The organism is Corynebacterium sp. 239_CJEI (assembly GCF_001055995.1).
In the GTDB taxonomy this organism is placed as follows: Bacteria; Actinomycetota; Actinomycetes; order Mycobacteriales; family Mycobacteriaceae; genus Corynebacterium; species Corynebacterium jeikeium_D.
The window spans coordinates 1-25,807 of the sequence record NZ_JVOW01000001.1 but is presented as its reverse complement, the minus strand read 5'-3'; the positions used below and the strand labels follow the sequence as shown (position 1 = coordinate 25,807).

23 protein-coding genes are annotated in these 25,807 nt (G+C 59.9%); 5 read left to right on the top strand and 18 right to left on the bottom strand.

What is annotated here, in order from left to right; genetic code table 11:
* Positions 1–49: 49 nt before the first annotated feature.
* The 3 genes from ADB08_RS00110 to ADB08_RS00100 form a co-directional block, all read right to left on the bottom strand.
* Positions 50–814 carry a phosphoadenylyl-sulfate reductase gene (locus ADB08_RS00110; protein ID WP_048734528.1) on the bottom strand — a complete coding sequence of 255 codons (765 nt, stop codon included), beginning with the start codon at positions 812–814 and terminating at the stop codon, positions 50–52.
* A gap of 250 nt (positions 815–1,064) precedes the next feature.
* Positions 1,065–2,771 (bottom strand): nitrite/sulfite reductase, encoded by a 1,707-nt coding sequence (locus ADB08_RS00105; protein ID WP_016421533.1) that lies wholly within the window; start codon positions 2,769–2,771, stop codon positions 1,065–1,067.
* 143 nt (positions 2,772–2,914) lie between these two features.
* On the bottom strand, positions 2,915–3,940 hold the full coding sequence (locus tag ADB08_RS00100) for a sulfite exporter TauE/SafE family protein (protein ID WP_049169877.1): 1,026 nt from the start codon (positions 3,938–3,940) through the stop codon (positions 2,915–2,917).
* Between the two features lie 252 nt (positions 3,941–4,192).
* On the opposite strand from ADB08_RS00100, the gene ADB08_RS00095 reads away from it, so the two are divergent.
* Both ADB08_RS00095 and ADB08_RS00090 read left to right on the top strand, forming a co-directional pair.
* Positions 4,193–5,698, top strand: coding sequence for an FAD-dependent oxidoreductase (locus tag ADB08_RS00095; RefSeq protein ID WP_049169875.1), 1,506 nt, complete (start codon positions 4,193–4,195; stop codon positions 5,696–5,698).
* A 64-nt stretch (positions 5,699–5,762) separates the two neighbouring features.
* Positions 5,763–6,266: a phosphoribosyltransferase gene (locus tag ADB08_RS00090; RefSeq protein WP_016421536.1), complete on the top strand. Its 504-nt coding sequence runs from the start codon at positions 5,763–5,765 to the stop codon at positions 6,264–6,266.
* A 91-nt stretch (positions 6,267–6,357) separates the two neighbouring features.
* On the opposite strand, the gene purT is transcribed toward ADB08_RS00090, so the two are convergent.
* The 6 genes from purT to ADB08_RS00060 form a co-directional block, all read right to left on the bottom strand.
* On the bottom strand, positions 6,358–7,578 hold the full coding sequence (purT, locus tag ADB08_RS00085; protein WP_049169873.1) for a formate-dependent phosphoribosylglycinamide formyltransferase: 1,221 nt from the start codon (positions 7,576–7,578) through the stop codon (positions 6,358–6,360).
* A 116-nt stretch (positions 7,579–7,694) separates the two neighbouring features.
* On the bottom strand, positions 7,695–8,726 hold the full coding sequence (locus tag ADB08_RS00080; protein WP_049169871.1) for a nucleoside hydrolase: 1,032 nt from the start codon (positions 8,724–8,726) through the stop codon (positions 7,695–7,697).
* A gap of 96 nt (positions 8,727–8,822) precedes the next feature.
* Positions 8,823–10,079 carry a glycerophosphodiester phosphodiesterase family protein gene (locus ADB08_RS00075; RefSeq protein ID WP_049169869.1) on the bottom strand — a complete coding sequence of 419 codons (1,257 nt, stop codon included), beginning with the start codon at positions 10,077–10,079 and terminating at the stop codon, positions 8,823–8,825.
* A 193-nt stretch (positions 10,080–10,272) separates the two neighbouring features.
* Positions 10,273–10,911 carry an LppP/LprE family lipoprotein gene (locus tag ADB08_RS00070; RefSeq protein WP_048734507.1) on the bottom strand — a complete coding sequence of 213 codons (639 nt, stop codon included), beginning with the start codon at positions 10,909–10,911 and terminating at the stop codon, positions 10,273–10,275.
* A gap of 162 nt (positions 10,912–11,073) precedes the next feature.
* Complete coding sequence (locus ADB08_RS00065; protein ID WP_049169864.1) at positions 11,074–11,664, bottom strand: LppP/LprE family lipoprotein; 591 nt, start codon at positions 11,662–11,664, stop codon at positions 11,074–11,076.
* Positions 11,665–11,921: 257 nt separating this feature from the next.
* A complete protein-coding gene (locus ADB08_RS00060; protein ID WP_016421542.1) occupies positions 11,922–13,211 on the bottom strand; it encodes an adenylosuccinate synthase in 1,290 nt (429 codons plus the stop codon).
* A 51-nt stretch (positions 13,212–13,262) separates the two neighbouring features.
* On the opposite strand from ADB08_RS00060, the gene ADB08_RS00055 reads away from it, so the two are divergent.
* Together ADB08_RS00055 and ADB08_RS00050 are read left to right on the top strand one after the other, a co-directional pair.
* Positions 13,263–14,207, top strand: a complete 945-nt coding sequence (locus ADB08_RS00055) for a hypothetical protein (RefSeq protein WP_224784293.1) — start codon at positions 13,263–13,265, stop codon at positions 14,205–14,207.
* Between the two features lie 134 nt (positions 14,208–14,341).
* Positions 14,342–15,034, top strand: a complete 693-nt coding sequence (locus ADB08_RS00050; RefSeq protein ID WP_049169860.1) for a DUF1707 SHOCT-like domain-containing protein — start codon at positions 14,342–14,344, stop codon at positions 15,032–15,034.
* Between the two features lie 101 nt (positions 15,035–15,135).
* On the opposite strand, the gene ADB08_RS00045 is transcribed toward ADB08_RS00050, so the two are convergent.
* The 8 genes from ADB08_RS00045 to ADB08_RS00010 form a co-directional block, all read right to left on the bottom strand.
* Complete coding sequence (locus ADB08_RS00045; protein WP_005510217.1) at positions 15,136–16,539, bottom strand: FUSC family protein; 1,404 nt, start codon at positions 16,537–16,539, stop codon at positions 15,136–15,138.
* A gap of 97 nt (positions 16,540–16,636) precedes the next feature.
* On the bottom strand, positions 16,637–17,047 hold the full coding sequence (locus tag ADB08_RS00040) for a DUF3151 domain-containing protein (protein WP_016421545.1): 411 nt from the start codon (positions 17,045–17,047) through the stop codon (positions 16,637–16,639).
* Between the two features lie 132 nt (positions 17,048–17,179).
* Positions 17,180–18,397: a glycoside hydrolase family 76 protein gene (locus tag ADB08_RS00035; protein WP_049169856.1), complete on the bottom strand. Its 1,218-nt coding sequence runs from the start codon at positions 18,395–18,397 to the stop codon at positions 17,180–17,182.
* Between the two features lie 69 nt (positions 18,398–18,466).
* Positions 18,467–19,138 (bottom strand): TrmH family RNA methyltransferase, encoded by a 672-nt coding sequence (locus tag ADB08_RS00030; protein WP_049169854.1) that lies wholly within the window; start codon positions 19,136–19,138, stop codon positions 18,467–18,469.
* Positions 19,125–19,970, bottom strand: a complete 846-nt coding sequence (locus tag ADB08_RS00025; protein WP_016421548.1) for a lysoplasmalogenase — start codon at positions 19,968–19,970, stop codon at positions 19,125–19,127. The genes ADB08_RS00030 and ADB08_RS00025 overlap by 14 nt, the downstream gene beginning before the upstream one ends.
* Before the next feature lie 98 nt (positions 19,971–20,068).
* Positions 20,069–20,629 (bottom strand): orotate phosphoribosyltransferase, encoded by a 561-nt coding sequence (pyrE, locus tag ADB08_RS00020; protein ID WP_049169851.1) that lies wholly within the window; start codon positions 20,627–20,629, stop codon positions 20,069–20,071.
* Positions 20,630–20,680: 51 nt separating this feature from the next.
* Entirely contained in the window at positions 20,681–22,711 is a 2,031-nt protein-coding gene (locus ADB08_RS00015) for a hypothetical protein (RefSeq protein WP_049169849.1), read from the bottom strand.
* 188 nt (positions 22,712–22,899) lie between these two features.
* Positions 22,900–23,730 (bottom strand): sulfurtransferase, encoded by an 831-nt coding sequence (locus ADB08_RS00010; RefSeq protein WP_049169848.1) that lies wholly within the window; start codon positions 23,728–23,730, stop codon positions 22,900–22,902.
* A 70-nt stretch (positions 23,731–23,800) separates the two neighbouring features.
* On the opposite strand from ADB08_RS00010, the gene ADB08_RS11680 reads away from it, so the two are divergent.
* The gene (locus tag ADB08_RS11680) at positions 23,801–23,968 is read left to right on the top strand and encodes a hypothetical protein (protein WP_187271215.1); all 168 of its coding nucleotides are present in this window, start codon (positions 23,801–23,803) and stop codon (positions 23,966–23,968) included.
* 24 nt (positions 23,969–23,992) lie between these two features.
* Here ADB08_RS11680 and ADB08_RS00005 read toward each other — a convergent pair whose 3' ends face one another.
* Positions 23,993–25,531: an HNH endonuclease signature motif containing protein gene (locus tag ADB08_RS00005; RefSeq protein ID WP_049169846.1), complete on the bottom strand. Its 1,539-nt coding sequence runs from the start codon at positions 25,529–25,531 to the stop codon at positions 23,993–23,995.
* Positions 25,532–25,807 lie beyond the last annotated feature (276 nt).

Below are 25,807 nucleotides of genomic sequence, written 5' to 3'. Positions count from 1 at the left end.
GCGGGCGGCTAGTGGCTGGCGGCAAGTAGCTGTCTGCTAGCCGCTCGAACTAGAGGTGCAATCCGCACTCAGTCTTCTCGGAGCCCGCCCAGCGACCCGAGCGCGGATCCGCACCTTCTGCCACTCGCGCGGTGCATGTCGCGCAGCCAATCGACGGGAACCCCTGTTGCGTCAGCGGATGCACAATGAGGTCGTTGTCCTCGATGTACTGGGCAACATCCTCATCTGTCCAGGTGGCCAACGGGTTGAGCTTGATGCGACCAGTCTTGTCGATCTCCAGTACCGGCGTGTGTGCGCGGGTCGGCGCGTCGACGCGCTTCAGACCTGTGACCCAGCCCTCGTAGGGGCGCTTCACGGCAGACAGCGGCTCGACCTTCCGCAATGCGCAGCATCGCGTCGGGTCGGTCTTGTACAGATCAACGCCCTCTTCGGCGTCCTGCTCGGCGCGGGTGCGCTTCGGCTCAATCGACAGCAGTCGGTTGTCGTAACGCTGTGCGACCTGCTCTGCCACGTCGAGGGTCTCCGGGAAGTGGTAACCGGTATCCAGGAAAATCAGATCTGCCTCCGGCGCGTGCCGAGCAGCCAGTTCCGCCAACACTGTGTCCTGCATCGACAGGGTCACAGCCAGTGGCGTGTGCAGGTGCTCCGCACCCCATTCCAGTACTTCCCCAGCAGTGGCGGTCTCCAGCTTGGAACCCCACTCCAGTGCGAGCTCAATCAGACGGCGAGCAGTTTCCGGGTTGTCCAGCGCGTCTTCACGCGCGAGCGCCTCCTGAGTCTTAATGACCTCAGCGGTTTTCAGTCCCGTGCTCATGACGCCACCTTTCTATCGATATGTCCGTGCAGTTTCACTGTGAATACCCGGCAGCATTCGCGGCATTGCCAGGCGTAATCGGTTTCCAGGTCGGGCCACAGATCATCACCGCCGCAGTAAGGGCAATGCATCACCGCACCCCGGTTCGGATTGGGGTGTGCGCTTCGGCCACCGATTCCCAGTCGCGCTGGCGTCTCGTCTTTTTCGCTTGACGACGGCCCCTGCGACCGAACCCCATTGGGAGATTCACTCACTTCAGGTCCTCCTCATCAGCGCGGACAATCCACTCGCGGAACTGTTCACCCTCGTGGCGCTGCTCCTTGAAGTGATTGACGACGCGCTCGATGTAGTCACCCAGTTCTGCCGAGGTGACCTTGTGTCCGCGAACCTTGCGGCCGAAGTTGGCATCGAGCCCCAGCGAACCACCGAGGTGAACCTGGAAACCCTCGACACGGTTGCCCTCGTCGTCGGTGACAATCTGCCCCTTGAGTCCGATGTCGGCAATCTGCGTGCGGGCGCAGGCATTCGGGCAGCCATTGAGCGCAATGGTGATTGGGACGTCGAGGTCACCGAGGCGTTCCTCCAAGTCGCCCACCAAATCAATTGCGCGCTGGCGCGTGGTGACAAGTGCGAGCTTGCAGAACTCTAGGCCGGTGCAGGCCAGGATGCCCCGTCGGAAAGCAGAAGGCTTGGCAGACAGGCCAATTTCGTCGAGTTCTGCGAGCAGGGAGTCGACCTGGTCGTCGGCGACGTCGAGGAGAATGAGCTCCTTCATCACGGTGGTGCGGACGCGGGAAACACCGTGGCGCTCGGCGATGTCGGCGAGCTTGACCAGGTCAGAGCCCGGAACACGGCCAACAGCGGGCTTAACACCGACGTAGTTGAGACCGTCGGCCTGCTTGTGCACGCCGATGTGGTCCCGGTCGCCCTCGAAAGGTTCGGGTGCGGGGCCGTCGATAAGCTTGCGGTTGAGGTAGTCGTCTTCGAGTACCTGGCGGAACTTCTCCGCGCCCCATTCGGCAACGAGGAACTTCAGACGCGCACGATTGCGCAGGCGACGGTAGCCGTAGTCCCGGAAGATGCGGCACACACCCGCCCATACCTCGGGAACCTCGTCCTCTGGGATCCAGGCGCCGAGACGCTGGGCGAGCATCGGGTTGGTGGAGAGACCACCACCGACCCAAACGTCGAAACCGGGGCCGTGCTCTGGATGATTGACACCGACGAAGGCAACGTCCTGGACCTCGTGGGTGACATCGAGACGCGGGGAACCGGAAACTGCCGACTTAAACTTACGCGGTAGGTTGGAGAACTCGTCGCCGGAGAGGTACTCCTCCTTGATGCGGCGGATGGCGTTGGTGCCGTCGACAATTTCATCGGCCGCAACACCGGCAACCGGGCTGCCTAGAATAACGCGGGGAACGTCGCCGCAGCCAAAGTTGGTGTCGAGACCAACTCGCTCAAGGCGGTCCCAGATCTCCGGCATATCTTCGACGCGAATCCAGTGCAGCTGGACGTTCTGGCGGTCGGAGAAGTCCGCAGTGTCGCGGGCGAAGTCGCGGGAAATCTCGCCGATGGTGCGAATGCCCTCGGTGGTGGTCTGGCCACCGTCGAGGCGGACGCGGAGCATAAAGTACTTGTCCTGCAGCTCGGCGTTGGTCTTCACGCCGGTGTGCTCACCGCTAAGCCCCTGCTTGCGCTGGGTGTAGAGGCCAATCCACTTAAAGCGAGGCGCTAGGTCCTCCGCGGGGATGGAGTCAAACCCCTGCTTGGAGTAGATGTCGATAACACGCTGCTTAACGGCGATGCCAGCATCTTCTTTCTTAATGCGCTCGTCGTCGTTAAGTGGCTCGCGGCCGTCGATAAGCCACTGCCCCTGTGGCTTCGGTGCGCGCTTCTTACGTCGGGTAGCCGCTGCGGAAGCTGGACGCTCGGCGGTTTTCGTAGGAGAGCTCATGGGGAATCTACCGAATCACTTTCGTTTTGTTCTCGTTGACCGAATTAGTTTCTAATCTTTATAGACCGTTTGGTCTACGTTGCATTGCAGGCAACATTAGACCGACCAGTCTGGCTAGTGCAAGCCGGGACACGCTCGGATACCTAGCGGACCCCCGCTTCGCCCACGCGGACACCGTTTTTCGCACCCACTTTGACACCTTCAGAAGCATCCTCGGCCCCGGCATCAACCGAAGCGGGTGATGGAGATCCAGAACTAGGCACATCAGCCGAGGAAGACTGAGAAGTCGGCTCAAGCTGGATCCGCTGACGAAAACCCGGAAGAGTGTCGTGCGAACGCGCCCACAGCACCAGCGCGACGACAACAAAAGCCCACACAAGCAGCACCGTTGCCAGCACGCCCCCAGAAACCAGCGACGAAAACAGAGTGCGAATATTCAGCCCCACCAACACGCCGCCGATCGCAATTCCAAGCAGCCGCGGATTAATGCGCCCCACCAGGTACGCAGCCAAGGGGGCCGCAATCACACCACCACACAACAAACCAATTACCGGTGCAGCATGCTGGGTGAATTCCTCCCGCAGCTTGGGCAAAAAGCCCAGTACAGCCGCCGAGGCAACGAGAAATTCCGCCGCAGAGACAGTACCGATAATCTTGCGCGGCTGGTCAGCCTCAGCGCCGAGCAAAGTTGAGGTGGTAACAGGCCCCCAACCACCACCTCCAGTGGAATCAAGCAGGCCACCAAAGAGCCCCAGCGGAGCGAGCTTCTTCGGCCCCCAGGCCTTCTTCTTGCGCTTAACACTGGCCAAAAAGGCGAAGCGGATAATCACCCACAGACCGAGGAAAAGCAAGATTGTCGAGGTCACAGGCGTCGCAGCATCACCGTCGAGATTCGCCAAAAAGGTCGCACCAATAAAGGCACCGATAGCACCCGGCACGCCAAGACTCAGCGCGCGTCGCCAGTCGACATTGCCGAATCGCCAGTGTGAAATACCGGAGGCCAGTGTCGTACCCACCTCTGCTACGTGAACCACCGCCGACGCAGTGGCAGCACTACTACCAGCGACAATAAACAGCGAAGTAGCGGTGACACCGAAAGCCATCCCCAGAGTGCCATCGACTAATTGCGCGCCAAGGCCGATTAGCACGAAGACTATGAGTTTTTCCATGACAAGCCCTTCCCCGCTTACCCAACCAGAGCCTGCCGTTGCCACGACGTCCGCACGACAAGCTCTTTTAGACCTCGTTCAGCAGAAGCAATACGCAGCAAAACCCTCTCAAGCCAAAGCAGTGATTCTTGCGGTGTTTTGTGTTTGCTTTTTGTAGACCAGTTTGTCTATATTCTGTTTCAGCAAGCATAGACCGATTGGTCTACGATAAGCAATCGCGACAAAGAAAACGTAGAAAAAGGATTCCACCCAATGACCAACGACCAGACTGCAGCCCAGAACACGGCCGCTTCCTCACTGCCCGATCTCGCCAACTCCACCACGCCGCTGCGTGTAGCCGTGGTTGGCTCGGGTCCGGCCGGTATCTACGCCTCCGACGCGCTGATGAAGTCCGGCCGCGATGTCGCCATCGACCTCTACGAGCGCCTTCCAGTGCCGTTCGGCCTCATCCGCTACGGTGTTGCGCCAGACCACCCGCGAATCAAGGGCATCATTAAGTCCCTCCACCGAGTGCTGGACAAGCCGCAGGTTCGACTACTGGGCAACGTGGACGTCGGCAAGCAGGTCAGCGTTGATGAACTGCGCCAGTTCTACGACGCCATCATCTTCGCCACTGGCGCGACCGGCGACCGTGATCTGAACATCCCGGGCTCGGACCTGCCGGAGCACTACGGCGCCGGTGAGTTCGTAGGTTTCTACGACTCCCACCCGGAGTTTGCTCGCGAATGGGACCTCTCTGCTGAGTCGGTCGCTGTGATCGGCGTCGGTAACGTGGGCCTCGACGTCGCCCGTATTCTCGCCAAGACTGCCGATGAGCTGCACGTCACCGAAATCGCCGACAACGTCTACGACGGCCTGGCAAAGAATGCCGCCCGCGAAGTCCATGTCTTTGGCCGTCGCGGTCCGGCTCAGGCAAAGTTCACTCCACTGGAGCTGAAGGAACTGGACCACTCTGACACCATTGAGGTTGTCGTGAATCCGGAGGACATCCAGTACGATGCCGCCTCCGAAACGTCCCGTCGCGAGTCCAAGATCACCGATCAGGTCTGTACGATTCTGGAAAACTACGCCATCCGCGAGCCAAAGGGCGCCCCGCACAAGCTCTTCATCCACTTCTTCGAGTCCCCGGTCGAAATCATCGGCGAGACCGGTGAGGATGGAGTACAGCATGTCAGCGCTATCCGCACCGAACGCACTGAACTCGACGGCGAGGGTGGCGTCCGTGGCACCGGCACGTTCACCGAATGGCCGGTCGGTGCGGTCTACCGTGCAGTCGGCTACCGCTCCGACGCAGTCACCGGCGTACCGTTCGACACCGGCACCCACACCATCCCAGATGCCGGCGGACGCGTGCTTGACGACGTCGACGGCAACCACATCCAGGGTCTGTACACCACCGGCTGGATTCGCCGTGGCCCGGTCGGGCTAATCGGTAACACCAAGGGCGACGCCAACGAAACTGTCGGCAACCTCATCGCCGACTGGGAGGCAGGCCGCCTGGTCGCACCTGCAAAGCCCACGCATAACGACGTCGACGAGTTCCTGGCCAACAAGGGCCTCCAGGTCACCACCTGGGAGGGCTGGCACGCACTCGACGCCGCCGAACGTGCAGCGGGCGAAGCCGAAGGCCGCGAGCGCAAGAAGCTGGTCGAGTGGGCCGACATGGTTGCGGCCTCCACGGTCGTCGCAAAGCAGCCAGATGCCGATGACGTGGCCGAAGCTGTACACGAAGCGGTTGTGGAGACTGTCGCCAGCTAGCGCGTCGGGTCTAACCGGGCAGTTGATTGTGCACGTCAGTCGGTCTTCGGATTAGAGTTAATACATGGCTTATCATGCAGACTCATCCAACCTGGACGTCAAGGAAGTTCTGACCTGGGAAGGCTTCGGCGTCGCCTCCCGTGAACTGGCACAGCAGATTGTCGATTCGGGCTACGAGCCGGAGATCATTATCGCCGTGGCCCGCGGTGGTCTTCTACCTGCAGGTGCACTCAGCTACACCATGGGCGTCAAGCTCTCTGACGCCATTAACGTCGAGTTCTACACCGACGTGGCGGAGACCCTACCGGATCCGGTTTTGTTGGAACCGCTGCTGGACATCGAGTCGATTTCCGACCGCCGTCTGCTGGTCGTTGACGATGTCGCAGACTCCGGTCGCACGCTGCACCTGGTGCTCGATCTGCTTAAGACCCACGGTGCGGAAGTACGCTCCGCTGTGCTCTACGGCAAGTCCCGCTCGGAGATTGCACCGGACTATGTCTGGAAGCACACCGATGACTGGATCGTCTTCCCCTGGTCGGCCGAGCCACCGGTACAGAAGTCCAAGTAGATCAAGTAGCTTACGCACCATAGCGGGCAAACAAAAAAGTGCGCTGCGGGGCCGGTTATGGCCGTACCGCAGCGCACACTAGGTCGTCGAACTAGCCCAGTTCGACGACCTTAATCTTTGATGCCGCCTCCGATGCACGCTCACGAGCAGCATCGACAGAATCCGCGGTTGAAACAGCAACGCCCATGCGGCGACGCGGGCCAGCGACCGGCTTACCAAAGATACGAATATCAGTCTCCGGAATAGCCATGGCCTCCGTCAGCCCGGTGTAACCCGGCTGCTCGATGTCAGCACCGCCGTAGACCACAGCGGAGGCTCCCGGGGACACCAGCGTGACGTCGATAGGCAGACCCAACACTGCACGCGCGTGCAGCTCGAACTCAGAGAAACGCTGGGTGCCCATGGTGACCATGCCGGTGTCGTGCGGACGCGGGCTGACCTCGGAGAACCACACCTCATCGCCGCGGACAAACAGCTCGACGCCGAAGATACCGCGACCGCCCAGCGCGTTGGTGATGCGCGCGGCGACAGAGCGCGCATTGTCCAGGGCGTTTTCACTCATGGCAGCCGGCTGCCATGACTCAACGTAGTCGCCGTCCTGCTGACGGTGCCCAATGGGCTCACAGAACCACGTTGCCCCCTCGCCGGTCTCCGGATCAACGGAGCGCACGGTCAGCAGCGTGATCTCGTAGTCGAAATCGACGAAGCCCTCCACAATGACGCGGCCGGACTCGACGCGGCCGCCACTCATGGCATAATCCCACGCGGCCTGGACATCCTCCGGCGAACGCAGCGTGGACTGCCCCTTGCCCGAGGAACTCATGACCGGCTTGACCACACACGGGAAGCCAATCTCATCGACAGCTGCGGTGAATTCATCAAAGCTGGAGGCGAAGTGATAGCGGGAAGTCGGCAGCCCAACCTCTTCCGCAGCCAGACGGCGAATACCCTCTCGGTTCATGGTCAGCTGAGTCGCCCGTGCGGTTGGAATAACGGTGACGTCCAGCGTCTCGTCTTCCTCAACCTCTTCCAGCACCTCGGTTGCCAGGGCCTCGATCTCGGGGACGATGAAGTGGGGCTTGACCTGGAGAATCAGATCCCGCAGTGCACTGGAATCCGACATATTCAAGACGTAGGCGTGGTGAGCGACCTGGTGTGCCGGTGCATGCTCGTAGCGATCGGCAGCGTGCACCTCAACGCCAAGACGTTGGAAAGCAATGGTCACCTCCTTGCCGAGCTCGCCAGAGCCGAGCAGCAGAACTCGCGTTGCTTCCGGCTGGTACGGGGTTCCGGTGACTTCAGGGGTGAACATCGAGATAAATTCGCTTTCGTCTACGGCACATACGCTGCGCAACCAGCAGCTGTTAAATTGATTGCCTCCAGCATACGACAGCGAGCTGATTCACCGCGGCGGGCACGGGCGGGAACCTAGCGCGGGAACACCCGCTGGAACTCAGCCAGCGCCACCTCACGGTCAGCGGCCAGGACAACATTCGCCACCGAACCGGCAGGATCTTCCACCACCTGTCCGCGGCGTGCTGGCTCATCTGCAAAGGTTCGCTTATCGACGCCCACGAGACGCATCTTCTCCACTTCCCCGGTCACCGCACCGACGGCCACCATCGCGGCAAAGAGGTCATGAACCTGCGCCTTGTAACCGACTCCAACTCCCTGGTGGAACTCAAAGTAGAACTTCAGTGAGCGACGCAGAACACGCAGTAGCTCCGGGTTCATACCGGCATCTCGCCAGGATTCAATCTCAGTATCACTAATGGTGATGGTCTCGGTGACATTGAGCGGAACCAGCGTCGGCACCGGCGCGCCTGCGGCGGTGGCGATGCTGCGCACGGCATCCTCCGGGCGCTCGACGGCCACAGCGCCCGCGGTGCCGAAGACCTCGATGACCGCGGTGGGGTCAACCCAGAAGTTCCATTCCGCAAACTCGGTAACGTTACCGTGGTACTCCACAGCACCACCCATAATGGTCACGCCGTCGAGCTCCCGCATGAGTTCCGGGTACTTCTTCAAAGCGGCCACGTAGGTGGTCATAGGGCCAGTGACCAGCAGGTGCACCTTCTCCCCCGTCGACCGTGCCTGCTCGATGACCTGGCGCCACAGCGCCAGCGGATCCGCCGCTCCTGCGCGCCCCGGTTCGTAGATGACGGCCGGTGGCGCCAGGTTGTAGCCCAGCCCGTACGGGCCATGAGTCTCAGGCGTGGTGGTCAGCTCACGGTCAGCGGGCCCCTCGAAACCGCTGACGACCGGAACCTCCGGACAACCACAAAGATTCAGCATGTACTTGGTATTACGGGCAGACCATGCCGCAGTGGTGTTACCACCTGCGCAGGTCACACCCACCAGCTCGATCTCGCCTGCGGTATGCAACCCCGCGAGGTAGACGAGAGCAAGACTGTCATCGATACCCGTGTCAACGTCGGCAAGCACTTTCAAACGCGTCATAAGGTCAAGTGTGACACGAAACACGCTCGGCCCGCAGAGCTAAACATGGGCAAAACAGGGATACAGACGAGTTTCCGCTGGTGCTGGCCGGGTTTACTAGTTCGTCGACATCGCTGCATCACCCACCGGAGCAGGCTCCGGCAGCGGCATATTCAGCTCGGCCAAGACCTCGCGCAGTCGCGTCGGGTAGTCGGTGATGATGCCGTCGACACCAGCGGCAATCTGCTCGCGCATGGTCTCCTTTTCGTTCACCGTCCATGGCACCACCTTCATGCCGGCCTCATGCGCACGGGAGATTAGCTCCGGCGTGGCGACCGGGTGGTAGTCAGCATCCGACGGTGTCTTGCCGTAAGGAATGCTGTGCGTCGGCGAGAGCACCTGCACGCCGAGCTGCTTGGCGGCCTCGATGATGTCGCCATTGACCTCGTCGTAATTGACATCGCCAATCCAAGGAGAATCCTTCTTCCAGGTGGTTTCGTCCCACAGCATGACCAGCGGAATCTCCGGGTTCCGTTCCGCGACCAGCGGCAACGAGCGCCAATCGAAGGATTGAATCATCACACGATCAGCCACACCCGCGCGGTCAATCTCGTCGAGAATCACATCGACGAACTCCTGCGGTTCTGCCGAGTCAGCGCGCTTTTCGCCCTCGATCTTGGTCTCAATGTTGAAGTGGATGTCCTGGTTATCCTTAGTCAGCTCGAACAGCTCCGGCAGGGTCATCATCCTATTGCCCTTGATTGGCTCCGCATCCGGGAAGTCCTCGAGCTTCTTGTCACAGACCAGGGTTTGTACCTGCTCATAGGTGAGATCATGTACGAGCTTGCCGACGTACGGGTACTGCGGGTCCCCCTCCGTCACTGGCTCGGTGTCCGAGCACTTGTCGTCTTGGATTTCCGGATCGTGCCAGACCATAGGCACGCCATCCTTCGTCAGGACGATGTCCAGCTCCAACGTCGTAACGCCCAGCTCCAACGAGTTGATCATCGCCTGCTTGGACTCCTCCGTCCACTCACCGCGACCACCACGGTGTGACTGCAGATCAAAACCCTCCGGCAGCTTAGCCATCGCAGCCGGCCGCACATTCGCGGCCGCATTCAGCTCAGCGACCTGCTGCTTTTCAAAGGTCTTCTCTTCGCTCGACGTAGTGCTAACCGCGCTTGCACTGCTTGACGACGATGCCGCGTCGTTGTCCGCATCATTGCTGCATGCTGCAATAGGAGAAATAGCAAACGCGCCCATAGCGATGGCCGCGATTGCGCGACGCGTGCCGTGGACGCGTGAATTCTGAGGCTGCTCGCTCTGCTTGGTCCGTTCGTCAAACATGGAGTCAGATGAGTTGCGAGAAGACATGGCCGGTGATTTTTCCTCTTTGGGCGTAGTATTAGCGACTTCATAGCGACGGCGCAGTACCGACAACACAGTGTCGACAAACTACCGTCGGAGGTTTACGGAACACAGAAATCTAGATGAAAACTGTGTGGCGCGCCACTACTTTAAAACGGCCTGACAGCACTCGCATCTGGAGAGAGTGCGGGGTGAGCGTTTAATTTCCCTCTGCTTTTGGAATCTCGCCTTCTTGAGCGACCTCTGACCCATCCCAGGAGTACGTAACGGGAGCGTTGTACTGGTCTTTAAAGGCGAAGGCACCGCCGTCTTCGATCATTTTATTGACATCGAAGAAATTGACGGTCACAGTTTTGCCATCGCCCTCGACCGAGTTGATTGTCTGCGGACCACCGGCGGTACCCACGTACTCGCCCTTATGAAACAGCAGCACTGCACCAGCGGTAGTTGAATGCGTAATTTCATTCTGTACTGCTGAGGCAAAGGTCAACTCGCTGGTGGTATCCCAGTTCGTATCGTCCGTGACTGTCCAACCGCTGCCATTGCCACCTTCCATTGAGTTCAGGTCGGCAACCGCTTCTTCGAAAGCCTCTTCCTGGGTTGGCGCAGAAGAACCCCCATCGGAGTCGTTGTCATCGACATCCGGATTGGGGGTATCTGCACTTTCACTGTCATCCTCGACAGTGGTGGTCGTAGTGATGGTCGTCGTTTCTTGATCTACCTGAGAAGCAGAGGTCGGTGCTGCGGTCTCATCAGTGGAGCAACCGGACAAAGCCACTACACCTGCGACCGCCGCGCTAACCAGCATCGACCCGCGACGAACTGAATGACCACTCATGGCTGGAACCTCTTCTGTTCTCTCAAGTTTTCTCAAGCACTGCGCTACGACGGAGCATTACTTTCTCATGTCCGACTCTGAATTGAGTTTACTTGGAAAAAATCAAGAGTCCCCGCGAGTGCCCAAGAATTCTCGAAAGCTCTCGAGAGTTCTCGGGAGCCGTTAGGAAGCGGGCTTCGCGCCGCCGGGAATCTTCCCCTCGTGAACGACGTGATCGCCGTTCCAGAAGAAGTGAACATTAGAGGTGAACTTGGCCACATCAGCGTTCGGCGCACCTGCGGCCTCCTGGGCCTCCCAGTCGTGGTAGATGACCGAGATGTTCTTACCATCAGGGGTCGGCGTCACCTTGTTGATGTGCTGAGGCCGGTCAGAGTCCGTACCAATGTATTCACCCTTGTGGAACATCAACAACACAGTGGAGGACTGAGCGTTACCCTGCTTGGCCTGATCTGCGAGAGCAAAGCTCAAATCGCTACACGGGCTGAAGTTGGAGGTGCCAGTGTACTTCCACCCATCATGGTTGTTCGGACGCTCCCTGTTGACCTTATCCAGGGCCGCCTGGATTTCAGGTGCAGCCGGGTTCGGGGTACAGCTATCCGCCTGCGCCGGAGCTGGAGCCGGTGCTGGTGCCGGAGCTGGTTTCGCCTGAGCCGCAGGAGCTGCAATTGCTCCACCTACTGCGGAGAAAACCATCGCGCCGGAAAGCACGGCGGAACTTGCCAGTCGTTGTACTCGGTGTCCTGTGTTTTGCATGAAAACCACACGCCTTCTGTCGTTTGGACTTCTGTCGTTGGACTACGCGGTGAGGCCTACGATACAAAAATGACTCTGGGATGCCAGGGGCAACTGACAATTCCCAGAGCCTTCGCGTGGTTAGCAAATGTTCTTTTTTACAGCAGCCAGCGGTTTCGGCACCGAAGATTTTTTATCTAACAGTTCGATAAAGCCGGGTCGAAAGCCGGACTATTTTCCGGTTAGTTCGCCACTGCCTCCAGGTTAAGTGTCCAGCGCTAGTTATCCAGCACGTCGTGAACAACGATGGTCTGGTCACGACCCGGACCAACACCGATGTAAGAAATGCGAGCGCCGGAGAGCTCCTCCAGTCGGTTCAGGTAATCCTTGGCCTTGTCCGGCAGCTCATCGAAGGTGCGGCAGCCAGTGATGTCTTCGTCCCACGCAGGCATGGTCTCGTAAATCGGGACAGCGTGGTGGAACTCCGACTGGGTGAGTGGCATTTCGTCGTGACGCACGCCATCAACGTCGTAAGCGACACAAATCGGAATCTCGCCGATACCAGTCAGGACATCCAGCTTGGTGATGAACAGATCCGTGAAACCGTTGACGCGCGCGGCGTAGCGAGCCAGCACCGAGTCGTACCAACCACAGCGGCGCTTACGGCCGGTGTTGACTCCGACCTCACCGCCGGTGGTCTGCAGGTACTCGCCCCACTTGTCGAACAGCTCCGTCGGGAACGGGCCAGCACCGACGCGGGTGGTGTAGGCCTTCATGATGCCCAGCACCGAAGTGATCTTCGTCGGGCCGATGCCGGTGCCCACGCAGGCACCACCAGCGGTTGGGTTCGAGGAGGTCACGAACGGGTAGGTGCCGTGGTCGACGTCGAGCATGGTGGCCTGGCCGCCCTCCATGAGGACGTGCTTGCCGGCATCCAAAGCCTGATTGAGCTCAAACTCCGAGTCGATAATCATCGGGCGCAGACGATCGGCGAAGCCCATGAAGTAATCAAAGACTTCATCCGGGTCGATAGCGCGGCGGTTGTACAGCTTGACCAGAATCTGGTTCTTCTGAGCCAGCGAAGACTCAATCTTCTGGCGCAGAATCGACTCATCCAGAATGTCCTGGACACGCAAGCCCGTACGGCCGACCTTGTCGGCATACGTCGGGCCGATACCGCGGCCAGTGGTGCCGATAGCGCGCTTACCCAGGAAGCGCTCGGTCACGCGGTCCAGCGTCTGGTGGTACGGAGCAACCATGTGGGCATTGCCGGAAACGCGCAGGCGGGAGGCTTTTGCACCGCGAGCTTCGAGGCCATCAATCTCGTCGAAAAGCGCCTCGAGGTTGACCACACAGCCGTTACCGATAATCGGCACAGCGTTTTCCGACAGCACACCCGCCGGAAGCAGCTTCAGCTCGTACTTCTCACCGCCGACGACAACGGTGTGGCCGGCGTTATTGCCACCGTTGGGCTTGACGACGTAGTCGACGCGGCCACCGAGAATATCGGTTGCTTTGCCCTTGCCCTCGTCGCCCCACTGGGCACCGACGATAATGATTGCGGCCATAGTCCTACTTCAACTCCTGGGATTGCAGACGACGCATTAGAGTGTAGTCCTATGCGTATTGTTGTGCTGCAGTGTGGCCCCGATGTACCCGCGTTTCCCCAATTGCTCCGCCAATCATGGTCTACATCAGCACCGTCCACACCATCAGCACCAGCTACTCCGGCACCACCCGCCTATGCGCTTCACGACGTCGCGATGATCCCCACCCGCAAGGAGCTGGCTTTCATCGACGACCTGGCCAAGGACGTACTGCCTGTCGATACAGCTCCGACGCCGGAGGAAATCTCCAAGCAGAAGAAAGTCGACCACTTAGGCGCTCCGCAACCCGCTCCGCAAAAGCCGAGCGAGCCGTTACGAATTGTGGTCGTTGGCACCGACGCGGCACTGGCTACCGTGGCAACCTACCTGATGCGCAAGAACCTCCTGTGGATTGAAGTGGCACATGTCCCCACCGCACCGTCGACCGCGGCCAAAAACTGGGGCATCGAAGGAGGAGAAGGGCTCGATGCGGCGACCGCGCTCACACGCCCGACGACGCCAGTGCCGCTGATTCGCGATGACACCGGCCACGCAATTGTTGGTTACGCCCTACTGACAGAGCCGGGAATTACCGGAGTGTCCTCGGCAAACGGGTTTACTGGCGAGGTCTATGTCGACGAGCATCAGATGTTCTCCGGCACATCCACCGGCCTGCAGATTCGCCCTACCCCCGACGCCCCGGGCATCGTTGCGGCCGAAGTTCCGGCTCCGGAAGCGGAAATCGGTAACGAGGATGGAGGCAACAAAGGCCTGCTGAGCCGACTCGGATTGGGGCGCGGTGGCCGTCGTAAAGCGAAAGAAGCCCCGGCCCGCGAGCTACACCGTCCGATGACGGGTCGGGCAGTTCAAGTTGGTGGCCTGGGCTTCCGATATGTGCGCGATGGAGTCGAGTCTCGAAAGCCGCGAGAGAAGACAACTCTGTACCGACACCTTCGCGACTTGCAGATTGTGCACTAACTGCGTCGGGGCAATAGCCACGGTCTGCCCGTGAGAAAGTGGCTTGCGCGAAAGTGGCCTGCGCGATAGCTCGAGTACAGATAACATTTGGGTGTTAAAGCCCCTGCCCGCCACTGCCTCGATAGGACAGCATCATGACTGACAACACCCCACGGCTACGCGCTGGCGACCAAGCCCGCCACACTGCGCTGGAACGCTTGGAATGGGCATTCCGCGATGGCCAGATTGACTTTGCGGAACTGCAGGAGCGCACCGAGAAAGCCCAAAAGGCAACGTACATTGATGAGTTGCCCACATTGACACAGGACTTGTCGCTGCCCGCGAACCTGGCCGAGCCGACTCCACATGCGCACCCAAACCCTAACCTGCGCCCGAACCTGCACAGCGTCCCGGACGAGCACCATTCAGTGGCACCGAATGCAGCCAGCAATCATCAACCAGCCCGGATTGATAGCTCCGCCGCGGCAACTGGTTCGAAGCTCTCCATCGGCATCTTTGGCGGCACCGACAAGAGAGGCCCTTGGACGTGCGCTCCCACGCACACCACGGTGGCGGCCTTCGGCGGGACTGGCTTGGATTTCCGCGAGGCCATCCTTACCGCGGAAACCACTGTCGTCAACATTGGCTGCGCCTTCGGTGGAGTCGACGTCATTGTCCCCGACCACTACCAGGTTGATGTCGACGTGCTGCCCATCTTCGGAGGCACGGATGTTACTGGAAACCCGGGACGTAACCTTCCTGCTCCTGGCGCAGGACAGGCTCCGAAGATTATTGTGCGCGGCTTCGTCGCTTTCGGTGGCGTCGAGGTCAAGCGCGTACCGCACTAGAGCACGCTGCAGTAGCACGTGGGCAGTAGCATGTGCGCCGGAGCACGTGGGCAGTAACCGCCTGGCGCCTAGCGAGCCACTACTCGCCCACGCCTCACCGGCTACTCGTCCCATACCTCCGGTGGCATTGCTGGGAACGGCGTCGTCGGCGGCAGCGTTGCCACAGCTGAACGTCTGGACAGGCCACACACCTGCAACAGGTCCACCACCAAGGAGCGGGACTGCGCAAACACAACCTGTTCCGACAGCGTTGCGTCCTCGATCACGCGCGGGTGCATTTTCGCCGCTAGACGACGCAAGTACCGAACCACGTCTTCAAGCTTGACCTCTCCGGATCCCTCGGAAAGCTGAGCGATAGCGATGTCGCCGGACTCGAAAGGCAACTCGCCCCACTCTGGGATTCGGCGCACGGCGGCTTCGTCGTCAAGCACATGACTGACCAGACGCGTACCTTCAGACACGCCGAGAACAAGTGCGCACAGTTCGGACGAGAAGTCGATGTGGTCCTCACGTGCTGTGATAGCGCGACGCGCGAGCACACGGATGTTGCGCATGGCGTTGTCGACGGGATGAACCATACGTGACAGCGAGTGGATTCGATCCCGGGAGCGCCAGAGCAACGGCGAGATACGGACCTGCTCGCCCGCGTCGGCGACAGTGCGGTCCATCAGCGAGACTTGCGCCTGCATGGAGCGCACCACGCTCAGTGCGGTGCGGATGCGATCGGTGTCGCCCTCTTTCATGCCGATGCCGATGTCATAAAGTACATCTGCACCCATGTCGAGGACCTTGGCCACCTTGCGGCGAGCACCCGCCAGCGGGCTTCGCGGCAATATCATGAGCACAATAATGCCCACCACACCACCGACGAGAGCATCGATCATTCGGTAATAAGAACCAGCGGTGCCCGGCGGAATAATGGTGGCGATGAGCACGGCTGAAGATGCCGCTTGGTTGACCACAAGCGGTCCTCGACCGACAAACACACCGATGACCATGGCGACGAACACACCGACGGTCAGCTGCCAGATACCCGAGCCGAGGATGGAGATAATCACATCACCAATGCCGACTCCCAACGAGGCACCGAGCACCAACTCCACAGAGTGCTTTAAGCGAGGACCTGCGGTCATCACGTTGAGGCTGATGAAAGCGGCCATCGGCGCGAAGAACGGGTTGGGGTGCCCCAGTACCTCAAGTGCGAACCAGTAGGCCAACCCAGCGGCTAACGTGGCTTGGACAATGAGCATCCAACGGGAGCGCACACGGTCAATCGCATGGAGGAAACGCGTGCGGGGCCTCACTTTCTGACGCAACTTGTTTGCTGCGCGGGAGGCCGGATGTAGGTACGTATTGCGAAAATCTTGGAAATCCGGGCGCGGATTATCCTCGACGAATTGCGTTTCCTTAGCTTCGACGAGGTCGTCGACATGCGCGGGAGCAAGGTCCTCTAGATTCCTGGCAGCTGCGGCATCCTTATCTTCCCCACCAGCTATGCCAGCCATGCCGAAGTCACCATCCTCATGTAAAAAACTGTGCGCTTTTTATGTACCCGTTGTGCTGTTGTGCACTCTTATGTGCCCGCTGAATCTCTGTGCGCGATTAAAGACCCAGTTCTGGCAACGCGGATTCATCACTGTCACGCAGCAACGCCATCATGCGATCGAATTCATCATCCTCGCCGATAGCCTTAGCAGCCTTAGCCAACGCTGCGAAGGCGCGAAGCACACCACGATTCGGCTCGTGCTCCCACGGAATGGCTCCGAACCCCTTCCAGCCGTTTCCACGCAGCAGGTCCAGACCGCGGTGGTAACCAGTGCGAGCGAAGGCATAGGCCTGAATCTCCTGGCCCTCGGACAAGGCGCTTTCAGCCAAATCCGCCCAAGCCTGGGAATCGCGCGGGCATGCGCGAACCACGGCCTCCGGGCTTGCGCCACCGTTGCGGGCAGCAACGGCCTCGTCAAGAACGGGGAGCTTCACGGGAGCAGGAGCCATCATGTCATTGAGTTTCATGCGTCCTATTGTGCCAGGCATCACGTGGCGATGGCAGGGGCTCAGTAGGTGACTCCCTGTTGGCAACGGCGGGCACAGCGCGGTGGTACAACGTCGGCAAGCGCCAGATGACGACCAACTAGCGTTCCCCGACTACTCCGGGCAGCTCGGCTTCGTCGAATCCAACGACTCACCATTTTCCAGCTTGGTCGCAACAAAATCGGCCACTCGGGCGCACGCTTCCATCAGCATCCAACCCGACAGTTGGACAGAGAGGTCACGCTCCTTAATCGCCGAACCGCGAACCGCGCCACCGACTGATTGCGCAACCGAACCGCCCTGTGGGAACTGAGCATTATCGTTCCAATCTGCGGGGAAAAGCGGCAGGCCATCAACCTCGAGGCGGTGGTACCAGCACTTCTCCCCCGAAGCCAGAACCAGTCGGCGAGCAATGCGAGCTGCCGCGCGATTCATGCGATTGTCTCCAGGCAAACGCACCGCCGCATCGGCGAGGTATCGCACCAGGATGCCGTTGAACAGACCACCATCGCCGCCACCGGCACCGGCGATAACATTGTCGGTGGTCGCCAAATCCTTTGCCACCGCGTGGATGAGGTTTTGCACGCGCGTGAAATACTTCGTCGCCTGTTCACGCTGGCCGTGCGCCCGAAGCGCAAGTCCCACTTCGAGGCAAGCGCCAATCATGACACCCTGGTTGTACGTAAACATGCCCTTCTGCACGACGGCACCTGCCATGGACAAGCGAATGCCGTCGTAGAGCAGCCCTGAGTCCGACAGGAGGTTGGCGTAAACCCAATCGATAAGTTCCTCTGCCTCCTTGATACGACCAGCCCGGGCCAGAGCGATGGCTGCAGGACCGTTCGAGGGAACGTTGAAGAAGAGGTCCTGCTCACGCCACGGCAGCACACCCGTGGACTCCTGCCGACCATCACCCAAGCATGAAATCAGCCGTGCTGTCGTCTTCTTGGGCACCGATGCGCCGAGGACCGCGTCGGCACGCCCGAGCGCCAACGCCATCCACGCGCGATCGTCGTAGTACTTGTTCTTGGTCAGCAGCGTGAGGTTGCGAATGCGGATACCCCGAGTGGTCTGGCGGATAGCGCGGTACTTCTCCTTAGAAGGCACGCGCTTGGCTGCGTCTACCAGGCAGTCGAGATACTGCGCCTGCCACCAGTAATGCCAGTTGATGAAGACCTTATGTCGCAGCGGCGCGGGCCAGGAAGCCATTGCCAAATTCGTGCCCGGAAGACCCCACAGCTTCGCCGCATGACGGTTGCGAATCGCCTGTTCAGCCACGTCCGCACGATAGGCCCACGTTTCGGCCTCCGGACGCGACATTTTTAGAACCACTGGCTCTCCTTAAAACGGCTGTGAAACAGCTCTAAAACAGCCTTCGAAATAAAACACCTAAGCAGACAATTACCAGGCCGCGGTGATATCTGCATGAGTACGAATCCAAGAGTGCATGGCAATACCCGCCGCTACCCCCGCATTTATCGAACGCGTCGAGCCAAATTGGGCAATCGACACCGTCAAATCCGCCGACTGCTGTGCTTCTTCAGTCACTCCCGGCCCCTCCTGGCCGAAGAGCAAAAGACAACGCTCGGGCAACTCAACGGTTTCGATGGGTACGGAGCCCGGCACATTGTCCACGGCCACGACAGCCAAATCATGCTCGCGCGCCCAGCTAATGACCTCCGACACCGTCCCGTGGTGCAGCAAGTGCTGGTAGCGGTCAGTCACCATCGCGCCGCGACGATTCCAACGCTTGCGCCCCACGATGTGCACGGCCTCCACCAGGAAGGCATTTGCGGTGCGTACCACGGTGCCAATGTTGGAGTCATTCTCAAAATTCTCGATGGCGATGTGCAACGGATGACGACGCTTATCCAGCTCCGCGACGATAGCCTCCATCGTCCAGTAGCGGTAGGCATCGACGACATTACGTCGGTCGCCCTCATCCAGAAGCTGCTCATCGTATTCTGGGCCGGTCGGCCGGGGTTCGTTCGGGTGCTCCTGCTCCCACGGCCCCACCCCGACACGAGCCTCAAACCATTCCGTCGGCCCCTTCCCGGGCTCAGGCGCGGTCAAGAGCCAACAGCCCCTCGACCAGGAACAACTGCGCCACGGTGTAGGTGTCCATCACTGCCGCATTCAGAAGCTTGCCGACGACGCCCTCCTCCGCAAACATCTTTCGAGCCATCAGTAGCGTGTCGGAGACGAGGAACAGGTTGCCACCGTGGCCGAGGCCGTAGGCGGCATCGGCAATCGGTAGGCCGGTCTGCTCATCAGTACCGACAGCACCGGCACCCTCCAGCAGCGCCGGGTCATCGGCCAGTGCGGAGGTCACAGCCAGCAGCGGACCGTAGCCAACAGCAGCGGGCAGCGCCTCGGGCTTTACAGCACCGACCAGCGGTACCGAACCAGCCCACAGTGGGAAGCGAATGGCAGCACGCAGCGCGCTAATCCGAGCTCCGGCACGCCACAGCAGCACGTGGTAGGCAACCTGGTTAACTGCGAACGGCACAGAACCGCGGTTCAGGTTCGGCTTATTCGGCATGAGAATCAAGTCGCCCAGCCAACCGCCGGCGAGGCCGATGAGCAGGGTGGTCGTCGTAAAGCGAGACGTCTCGTGGCGACGGCGCCAAACATTGGCCGCCAACAGTGGCATGAGGACAGTCTTGGAAACTCGACGTGGAGTCTCCCAGCCGAAGGCACTGGAGACAACGTTGACCGCACTGGCGGCGATGTAGCCGGCACGTTCTGGGGCACGGCGGGTGTCGGAGCTTGCGCTGGCGATACCGACGAGTGCGCCGAGGCCCTCGCCCGTGCGACGCACAAACATGTCAGCGACGGTTTCCTTTGTGCCGGGAAGTTTGGTCGTGGTGAGCTTGGACAGGAGTCCTGCGCGCTTGGTGGTCATGGGGATGTTCCTCTTTCGTGGGACTGCGTTGGGGCGGTGAGCTGGGTGAGGCTCGGCGAGCAGGGTGAGGCTCGGCGATAGCTCTAGCGCTCAGATTCTTAGGCCAGACCCAAGTCATCCAAACCGAGCAGGTAACGGTAGTCCAGGCCTTCAGCCTTGATGACCTCGTCGGCGCCCGTCGCGCGGTCAACCACCGTGGCGACACCGACAACCTCAGCACCGGCCTCACGTAGTGCAGCGACGGCGGTCAGCGGAGAGTTGCCCGTGGTGGTGGTGTCCTCCACAACCAGGACCTTCTTGCCTACAATGTCCGGTCCCTCGATGCGGCGCTGCATGCCGTGCTTCTTGGCTTCCTTACGCACCACAAAGGCATCAATTGGACGCCCTTCGGCGTGCATGACAGAGGTAGCCACCGGATCCGCGCCAAGCGTCAGACCACCGACGTGCGCGTAGTCCCAGTCTCCAGTGAGCTCTCGTAGCAGAGAACCAATCAGACGCGAGGCCTCATGATGTAGAGTGGCGCGGCGCAGGTCAACGTAGTAATCAGCCTCACGTCCAGACGACAGCGTGACCTTGCCATGAACAACCGCCAGCTCCTTGACCAGCTCGGCCAAACGCTGCAGCTTCTCCTGATTGACATTGCTCGTGTGGATGCTCATCTGAGGTTGTCTCCTAAATAAACGACTGTGTGCTCAAGGATATGTCTGGTTCTACTCGTCCGCGGAATCAGGGGTTACGCCCTTGTCCTCGGACATAGATTCGATGGGGTCGTCGCTGCTGTCGAGGTCTGGGGCGGCGTCGGTAAAAATACTGGCGGGCTTCACATTTGATCGCACCACACGCCCCTGGCTCGAGCGCATCCGGCTATGTTCGGGGTCCTCCCCAAGCGCAGGAATCTGCTGGCCAGAATCCCCAATGTCCTCCGACTCGCCAACGTTTGCACCCATCTTTCGTGCCGTCGACCGCGAAGGCAGCGCCGTCGGATCCAGCGGTATATCCCGCGTAGGGCGCCACGACGAACCGTCAATCGCCTGCACCACCGTGGGTTGTGCATTGCTTTGCGACGGCCACTGCGAATCATCCGTGGTTGCATCCGCGGTAGCAGCGGACGAGGACGAAGGAGAATCTGCGTAAACAATTTCCTCAACGTCCAGCGGCTCTTCACCCTTGCTATTCTGCGCGCTGTGACTCTGGGCATGCCCGTTCTGTGAGCTGTGATCCTGCGAATCGTGGTTAGCAGAACCGTTGCGACGCTGATCTGGTACCGCGTGCAAGTGCCCACGCCCGGTTCCATCCGAAATCAAGGAACCAGAGTCAACGGACTGCTCGGTGAGCTGCAAACGAGTGGGATCCCACTGTTTAGTGTCCGGAGCGACGGTTTCGCCTTCCGCTGGTGGCAACCTGCGTGCAATGTCGGAGAAGTCCGACAGCGATGCCAGTGCACCGTCCCAGTCCTCTGGCACCGAATTATCAATCAGCTGAGCCAAGGACCAGGAGTTTTCGGACCACATGCGGGTAATGGCCGGGTGCACGTCGGCAAGCATGCGGGTTGCACGGTCGTCGAAAATGCGATGAATGAGCTCTGGGTCGGTAGCTGCGACTACCAGGCCGGCTTCGGTAGCTACGTGAGGCAGCGTCGTGCCGCCGCTGCGGCGCAACTCGAAAACCTCATCGCTGGATACAGAACGGCGGATGGCGATGGTGGTGATGCCGCCGACATCGGCGAGGTGCATTTCCCGGCCAAAGGCGAAACCGGAGACCACGGCCTTGGCATCGCCGTCCGGCGTACGCTGCCAGTACGACGGCAGCTCATGGTCCACACGGTTATAGACAGAATTACGTTCCTGCGCCCAGGCTTTCCGCAAGTGACGCACACGGCGACCGCTGATACGTCGACGGATAGGGGCCACTGATTGCTGCTGAGCGCGCTGCGGTTGCGCGGGCTGGGTGGACACAGTGGGCGGGGTGGCCTGGGTGGCCTGGGTGCGCGCCGCACGATCGGATGATTGCGGCACTTCGTCAGTCTCAGCATTTTCGCCGGGCACAGCCTCGAATTCTGCACCGTCAACAGTTCCAATGCGAGCGTCAGGAGCAGTGGTGCTGTTGGCATCTATGGCACTGGTGTTGTCCACTAAACCTGTCTCGGGCTCATCCGTGGTATCGGTATCTTCAGCAGTCACCGACTCGGCTGGCTCCATGCCAGGCCCTGCTCCAGATTCTGTGCCAGACTCCGCGCCGCTTCGGAGAGTCACGTCCGTTCCCGCATTCAGATCAGCTGCTGCTTCCGATGTTTCGGCAGCACCCGCGTCTTCTGTTGCTTCGGGCATTTCAGCAGTGGCCGCCGGCTCGATTCCCGAGACAGATTCAGGCTCCGTCGGTGTCTTTTCTACAGCTGAAGTCCCCAGTTCTGTCGTCGAAACCTCAGTTTCAGAATCAACTTCAGCGGCGCTATCAGTCTCAGCGGCAACCTCAGAGTCAGCGTCAGCTGCGACATTCGGTCTCGCCACAGAAGTTGTCTCGGGGCTGCCTTGCTCCGAAGAATCCGACTGTTCGGACACAACATCTTCTGCCGCCACACCGGTTACTTCGCCGGTGGAGTCCGAGGGCTCGTCGTAAAGCGATGGCGATGACGGAGACGCCACAGCAGTCTCACTTGTGCTGCGACGGCGGCGGTCGACAACGAACAGCGCGACTGCGGCGATGATGAGAATCGCTGCGAGGGTGAATACTAGGGGAATCATTAATCTCCTAGCTTAAGCCAGAAGCCGTTCTATTTGGTCAGCGACAAGATGCCGTCCCCCGTCTGGCGCAATGCCAATGCCCGAGGAGAGAGCGTACGGGACTCTCTAGGACGGTAAAGGGCGAGGGGCAAAAGCCACATGGACGGCACATCTGGGGCCCTGGGGCGGTCGCCCTGGCCCGGGCCCGCTTAGAAGCGGACGATAGGCAGGCTCGGATTGCCAGCCCACTGGGACCAGCCACCGACATACAGAGAGGCCCCCGTGATGCCCGCTTCTTCCATAGCCTGAATGAACAGCGAGGAATGAAGACCGGAACCGGAGTAGACCGCTACATTGCGACCGTCTTCGATACCGACGGAGGCAAAGCGCTCACGGAGCTGCTCAACAGGCAGGAAGGAGCCGTCGGCATTTTGCAGACTGCGAGCCGCCAGGTTCACGGCACCCGGGATGTGACCTGCCTGCAGATCGACGCGCTCACTACGACCTTCAAAACGGCTGGGCTCACGCGCATCCACCAAAATTCCACGCTCAGACCAGGTGCGTACGTCATCGAGGCTGGCAACAGGCATATTGCCTTCACTCACCGCAATCGTTCCAGGCCGCGGCAGATTTCCGGGCCCGAAGGCAGTCTCGTTTCCATCTGCTTCCCAAGCAGCTAACCCACCGGTGAGGACACGCACATTCTCCAAACCTGCCCAGCGCAGAATCCACCAAGCACGTGACGCGAACAGTCCATCGCCCGCGTCGTAGACGATCACGAGATGCTCCGAGCGGACTCCCCATCGACGGACGGCATCGCGCACACGCTCGATATCCGGCAACGGGTTGCGACCAGCTTCTCGGCTTGGAACACCTGCTAGGTCCAACTCGGGATCACAGAACACGGCCAGTGGGATGTGAGCCGTGGCGTAGGAGTCATATGGTTTTTTAGCACGCGACCAGCGTGCGTCAACGACGACGATACGACCGCCGCCGGCAATCTTGTCACGAAGCTCTTGTACCGAGATGGATGTTGTCATAATTCCGGATTCTAAATCGATTGACTTGGTAGCGCGATATGTACGTTATTAAAACTAGGAGCTTGGGAAGGTGCCTGAAGATGCTGCCCACCTGGCCGTTTTCATCTCAGGCACCGGCCATGGAATCGGCTGTGCCACCGCAGAAAAACTACTGCACTATGCCGCCAGCGTCGGCACCCCTTTTCTTAACCGCTTCATTAACGCAAAGCTGACTACGAAACGGAAGATCAACCTCTAAGCCAGGCCCCGCCTCCCAATCCGACTACCCACCGGGATCCTGTCCCGTCCCACCATTGCCATCCGCTGTGTCCCTCGTCCGTTTCTCTCGCGCTTTACGACGCAACCAGCGCCCCGGGCTATCGAACGTATCGGGGTCCTCATTGGATTCCGCTTTCCGGTTTCCTTCCTCGTCTTTCGGGGGCACCCAGACCACACGATCAGTAGAGGCCGGCTCACACTCCCCGCTAACCCCGTCCCCTTCGTCAGTTCCTAGAATCTCCGGCACCTCATCCGGCCGGAGCGTCCACCAAGCATTTTCATCACATCGAGCATCATCGATCTTTCGATGCGTACCCGGATCCACCAACGTGAGATTATCCAGGTCAGTGCCACCACCGGAAGCCCACGACTGCACATGGTGAACATCGCACATAGCTCCCGGAGTGCCCATGCCCGGCGCGGAGGAACCTCCTTCCTCTCCAAGAAGGGCCAGATACTGCGGCAAAGTCCCCAGCCTGCGGGATCGACCAAAGTACAAGGTCTGCCCCTCATTCCCCAAGACTTGGAGGAACGAATTTCTATCGACCATCTGTTGCACGGCCTGACTAATGGAAATTCGCACTCCCGCGTCTGAGACCGCTTTACCCGATCCAGGAAGTACAAAATCTTCCCCCTCAGGCAGGGAGACTCCAGCTAACGCTGCCACATCTGCGATATGCGCGACGGTGACCACCGATGTCGTCCCCCGCGCCGGCTGAAGCTCACCGCCCGGTTGAAAGCCCCCATTCACCGCCGCTTCCACGGCATCATGGAAACGCTGCTCCGGATTCCGCTGGTCATCGGCACCTTCTTCGAGCAACCCGCCAGGTCGCGCATAATCTGCCTGCAGCCTTTTGAGCACCGCCGCAAACGAAGGCGTAACCACACCGCTCAACCGGCTCATGCCATCCGGCCCTTGAGCACCGATTTTTAGGCTTCGTTTCCGAGCACGGTCCTCATCCGTATACGGGTCATCAACCCCCAGCATCGCCCGCAGACGGTTCGGCAATTTATTGAGATCATCAACACGGATTTTGTCCACTAAATCTGCAATGTGCTTGTCCAGCAGCCTAGACAGCTGTGCATGCTCCGTTGCCGGCAGCTCGCGAACGGCTTTGTCAATCTTCGCAACAGCATCCGCACCGACAACACCTTCCTCAACTTTCTGACGAAGGTTCGGCATTCGCACATCCTCATTCGCCGGAGCAAACGGATCAACATTCCTACTCAGACGTCCGACGACATTGATACGCTGCCTCGCTTCTGCTCGCGAGATTCGCATCTCCTGCGCTAGCCACGCGATCCTTCGGTGCTCCGCGCTGGGCATCCGCCCTTTCATTGTCTCCACATAAGTCGCATCAATTACTGCGAGTCGTTTTCGCGCTTTCTCAATCGACTTATATGCGTCGTGCGCATGATCCGGTGCAAGTACTTCGAAGTTCTCCACGATGACTGTCGACAGAGCTTCAAACTGCGCAACCGCATCTAAAACCTGCGATGTCGAAAGCGGTCCACCGCCGTTTGACGCCGATGGTGTAGACATTTCCCCACCCCCCCTTTTAAAACGCTAGCAATCCGAATCCCCAAATGGACTAACTAATTTCCCTCCCCCACATTATCGCACACCCATTCGACACACCACAACCCCCTAAGTCAACTTTTTCGAACCTTTTTCCGAAACGCTGCCTCGCTTCCAGCGCCTAAACACCCCACCATCCGCCCTGAAAACCCCACCAACTCGCGCAGTCCCTCACCACCCGCGCAGCCCGTTACCTTGTGAGTGTCCCCGATAATGGGGATAGTCGCTGGTCCGGTATGG

Excerpts from the sequence above, each read along its gene's own strand:
- ADB08_RS00110 (WP_048734528.1), bottom strand. The coding sequence starts at position 814 with ATGAGCACGGGACTGAAAACCGCTGAGGTCATTAAGACTCAGGAGGCG.
- ADB08_RS00105 (WP_016421533.1), bottom strand. The coding sequence starts at position 2,771 with ATGAGCTCTCCTACGAAAACCGCCGAGCGTCCAGCTTCCGCAGCGGCT.
- ADB08_RS00100 (WP_049169877.1), bottom strand. The coding sequence starts at position 3,940 with ATGGAAAAACTCATAGTCTTCGTGCTAATCGGCCTTGGCGCGCAATTA.
- ADB08_RS00095 (WP_049169875.1), top strand. The coding sequence starts at position 4,193 with ATGACCAACGACCAGACTGCAGCCCAGAACACGGCCGCTTCCTCACTG.
- ADB08_RS00090 (WP_016421536.1), top strand. The coding sequence starts at position 5,763 with ATGGCTTATCATGCAGACTCATCCAACCTGGACGTCAAGGAAGTTCTG.
- purT (WP_049169873.1), bottom strand. The coding sequence starts at position 7,578 with ATGTTCACCCCTGAAGTCACCGGAACCCCGTACCAGCCGGAAGCAACG.
- ADB08_RS00080 (WP_049169871.1), bottom strand. The coding sequence starts at position 8,726 with ATGACGCGTTTGAAAGTGCTTGCCGACGTTGACACGGGTATCGATGAC.
- ADB08_RS00075 (WP_049169869.1), bottom strand. The coding sequence starts at position 10,079 with ATGTCTTCTCGCAACTCATCTGACTCCATGTTTGACGAACGGACCAAG.
- ADB08_RS00070 (WP_048734507.1), bottom strand. The coding sequence starts at position 10,911 with ATGAGTGGTCATTCAGTTCGTCGCGGGTCGATGCTGGTTAGCGCGGCG.
- ADB08_RS00065 (WP_049169864.1), bottom strand. The coding sequence starts at position 11,664 with ATGCAAAACACAGGACACCGAGTACAACGACTGGCAAGTTCCGCCGTG.
- ADB08_RS00060 (WP_016421542.1), bottom strand. The coding sequence starts at position 13,211 with ATGGCCGCAATCATTATCGTCGGTGCCCAGTGGGGCGACGAGGGCAAG.
- ADB08_RS00055 (WP_224784293.1), top strand. The coding sequence starts at position 13,263 with ATGCGTATTGTTGTGCTGCAGTGTGGCCCCGATGTACCCGCGTTTCCC.
- ADB08_RS00050 (WP_049169860.1), top strand. The coding sequence starts at position 14,342 with ATGACTGACAACACCCCACGGCTACGCGCTGGCGACCAAGCCCGCCAC.
- ADB08_RS00045 (WP_005510217.1), bottom strand. The coding sequence starts at position 16,539 with ATGGCTGGCATAGCTGGTGGGGAAGATAAGGATGCCGCAGCTGCCAGG.
- ADB08_RS00040 (WP_016421545.1), bottom strand. The coding sequence starts at position 17,047 with ATGAAACTCAATGACATGATGGCTCCTGCTCCCGTGAAGCTCCCCGTT.
- ADB08_RS00025 (WP_016421548.1), bottom strand. The coding sequence starts at position 19,970 with ATGACCACCAAGCGCGCAGGACTCCTGTCCAAGCTCACCACGACCAAA.
- pyrE (WP_049169851.1), bottom strand. The coding sequence starts at position 20,629 with ATGAGCATCCACACGAGCAATGTCAATCAGGAGAAGCTGCAGCGTTTG.
- ADB08_RS00015 (WP_049169849.1), bottom strand. The coding sequence starts at position 22,711 with ATGATTCCCCTAGTATTCACCCTCGCAGCGATTCTCATCATCGCCGCA.
- ADB08_RS00010 (WP_049169848.1), bottom strand. The coding sequence starts at position 23,730 with ATGACAACATCCATCTCGGTACAAGAGCTTCGTGACAAGATTGCCGGC.
- ADB08_RS00005 (WP_049169846.1), bottom strand. The coding sequence starts at position 25,531 with ATGTCTACACCATCGGCGTCAAACGGCGGTGGACCGCTTTCGACATCG.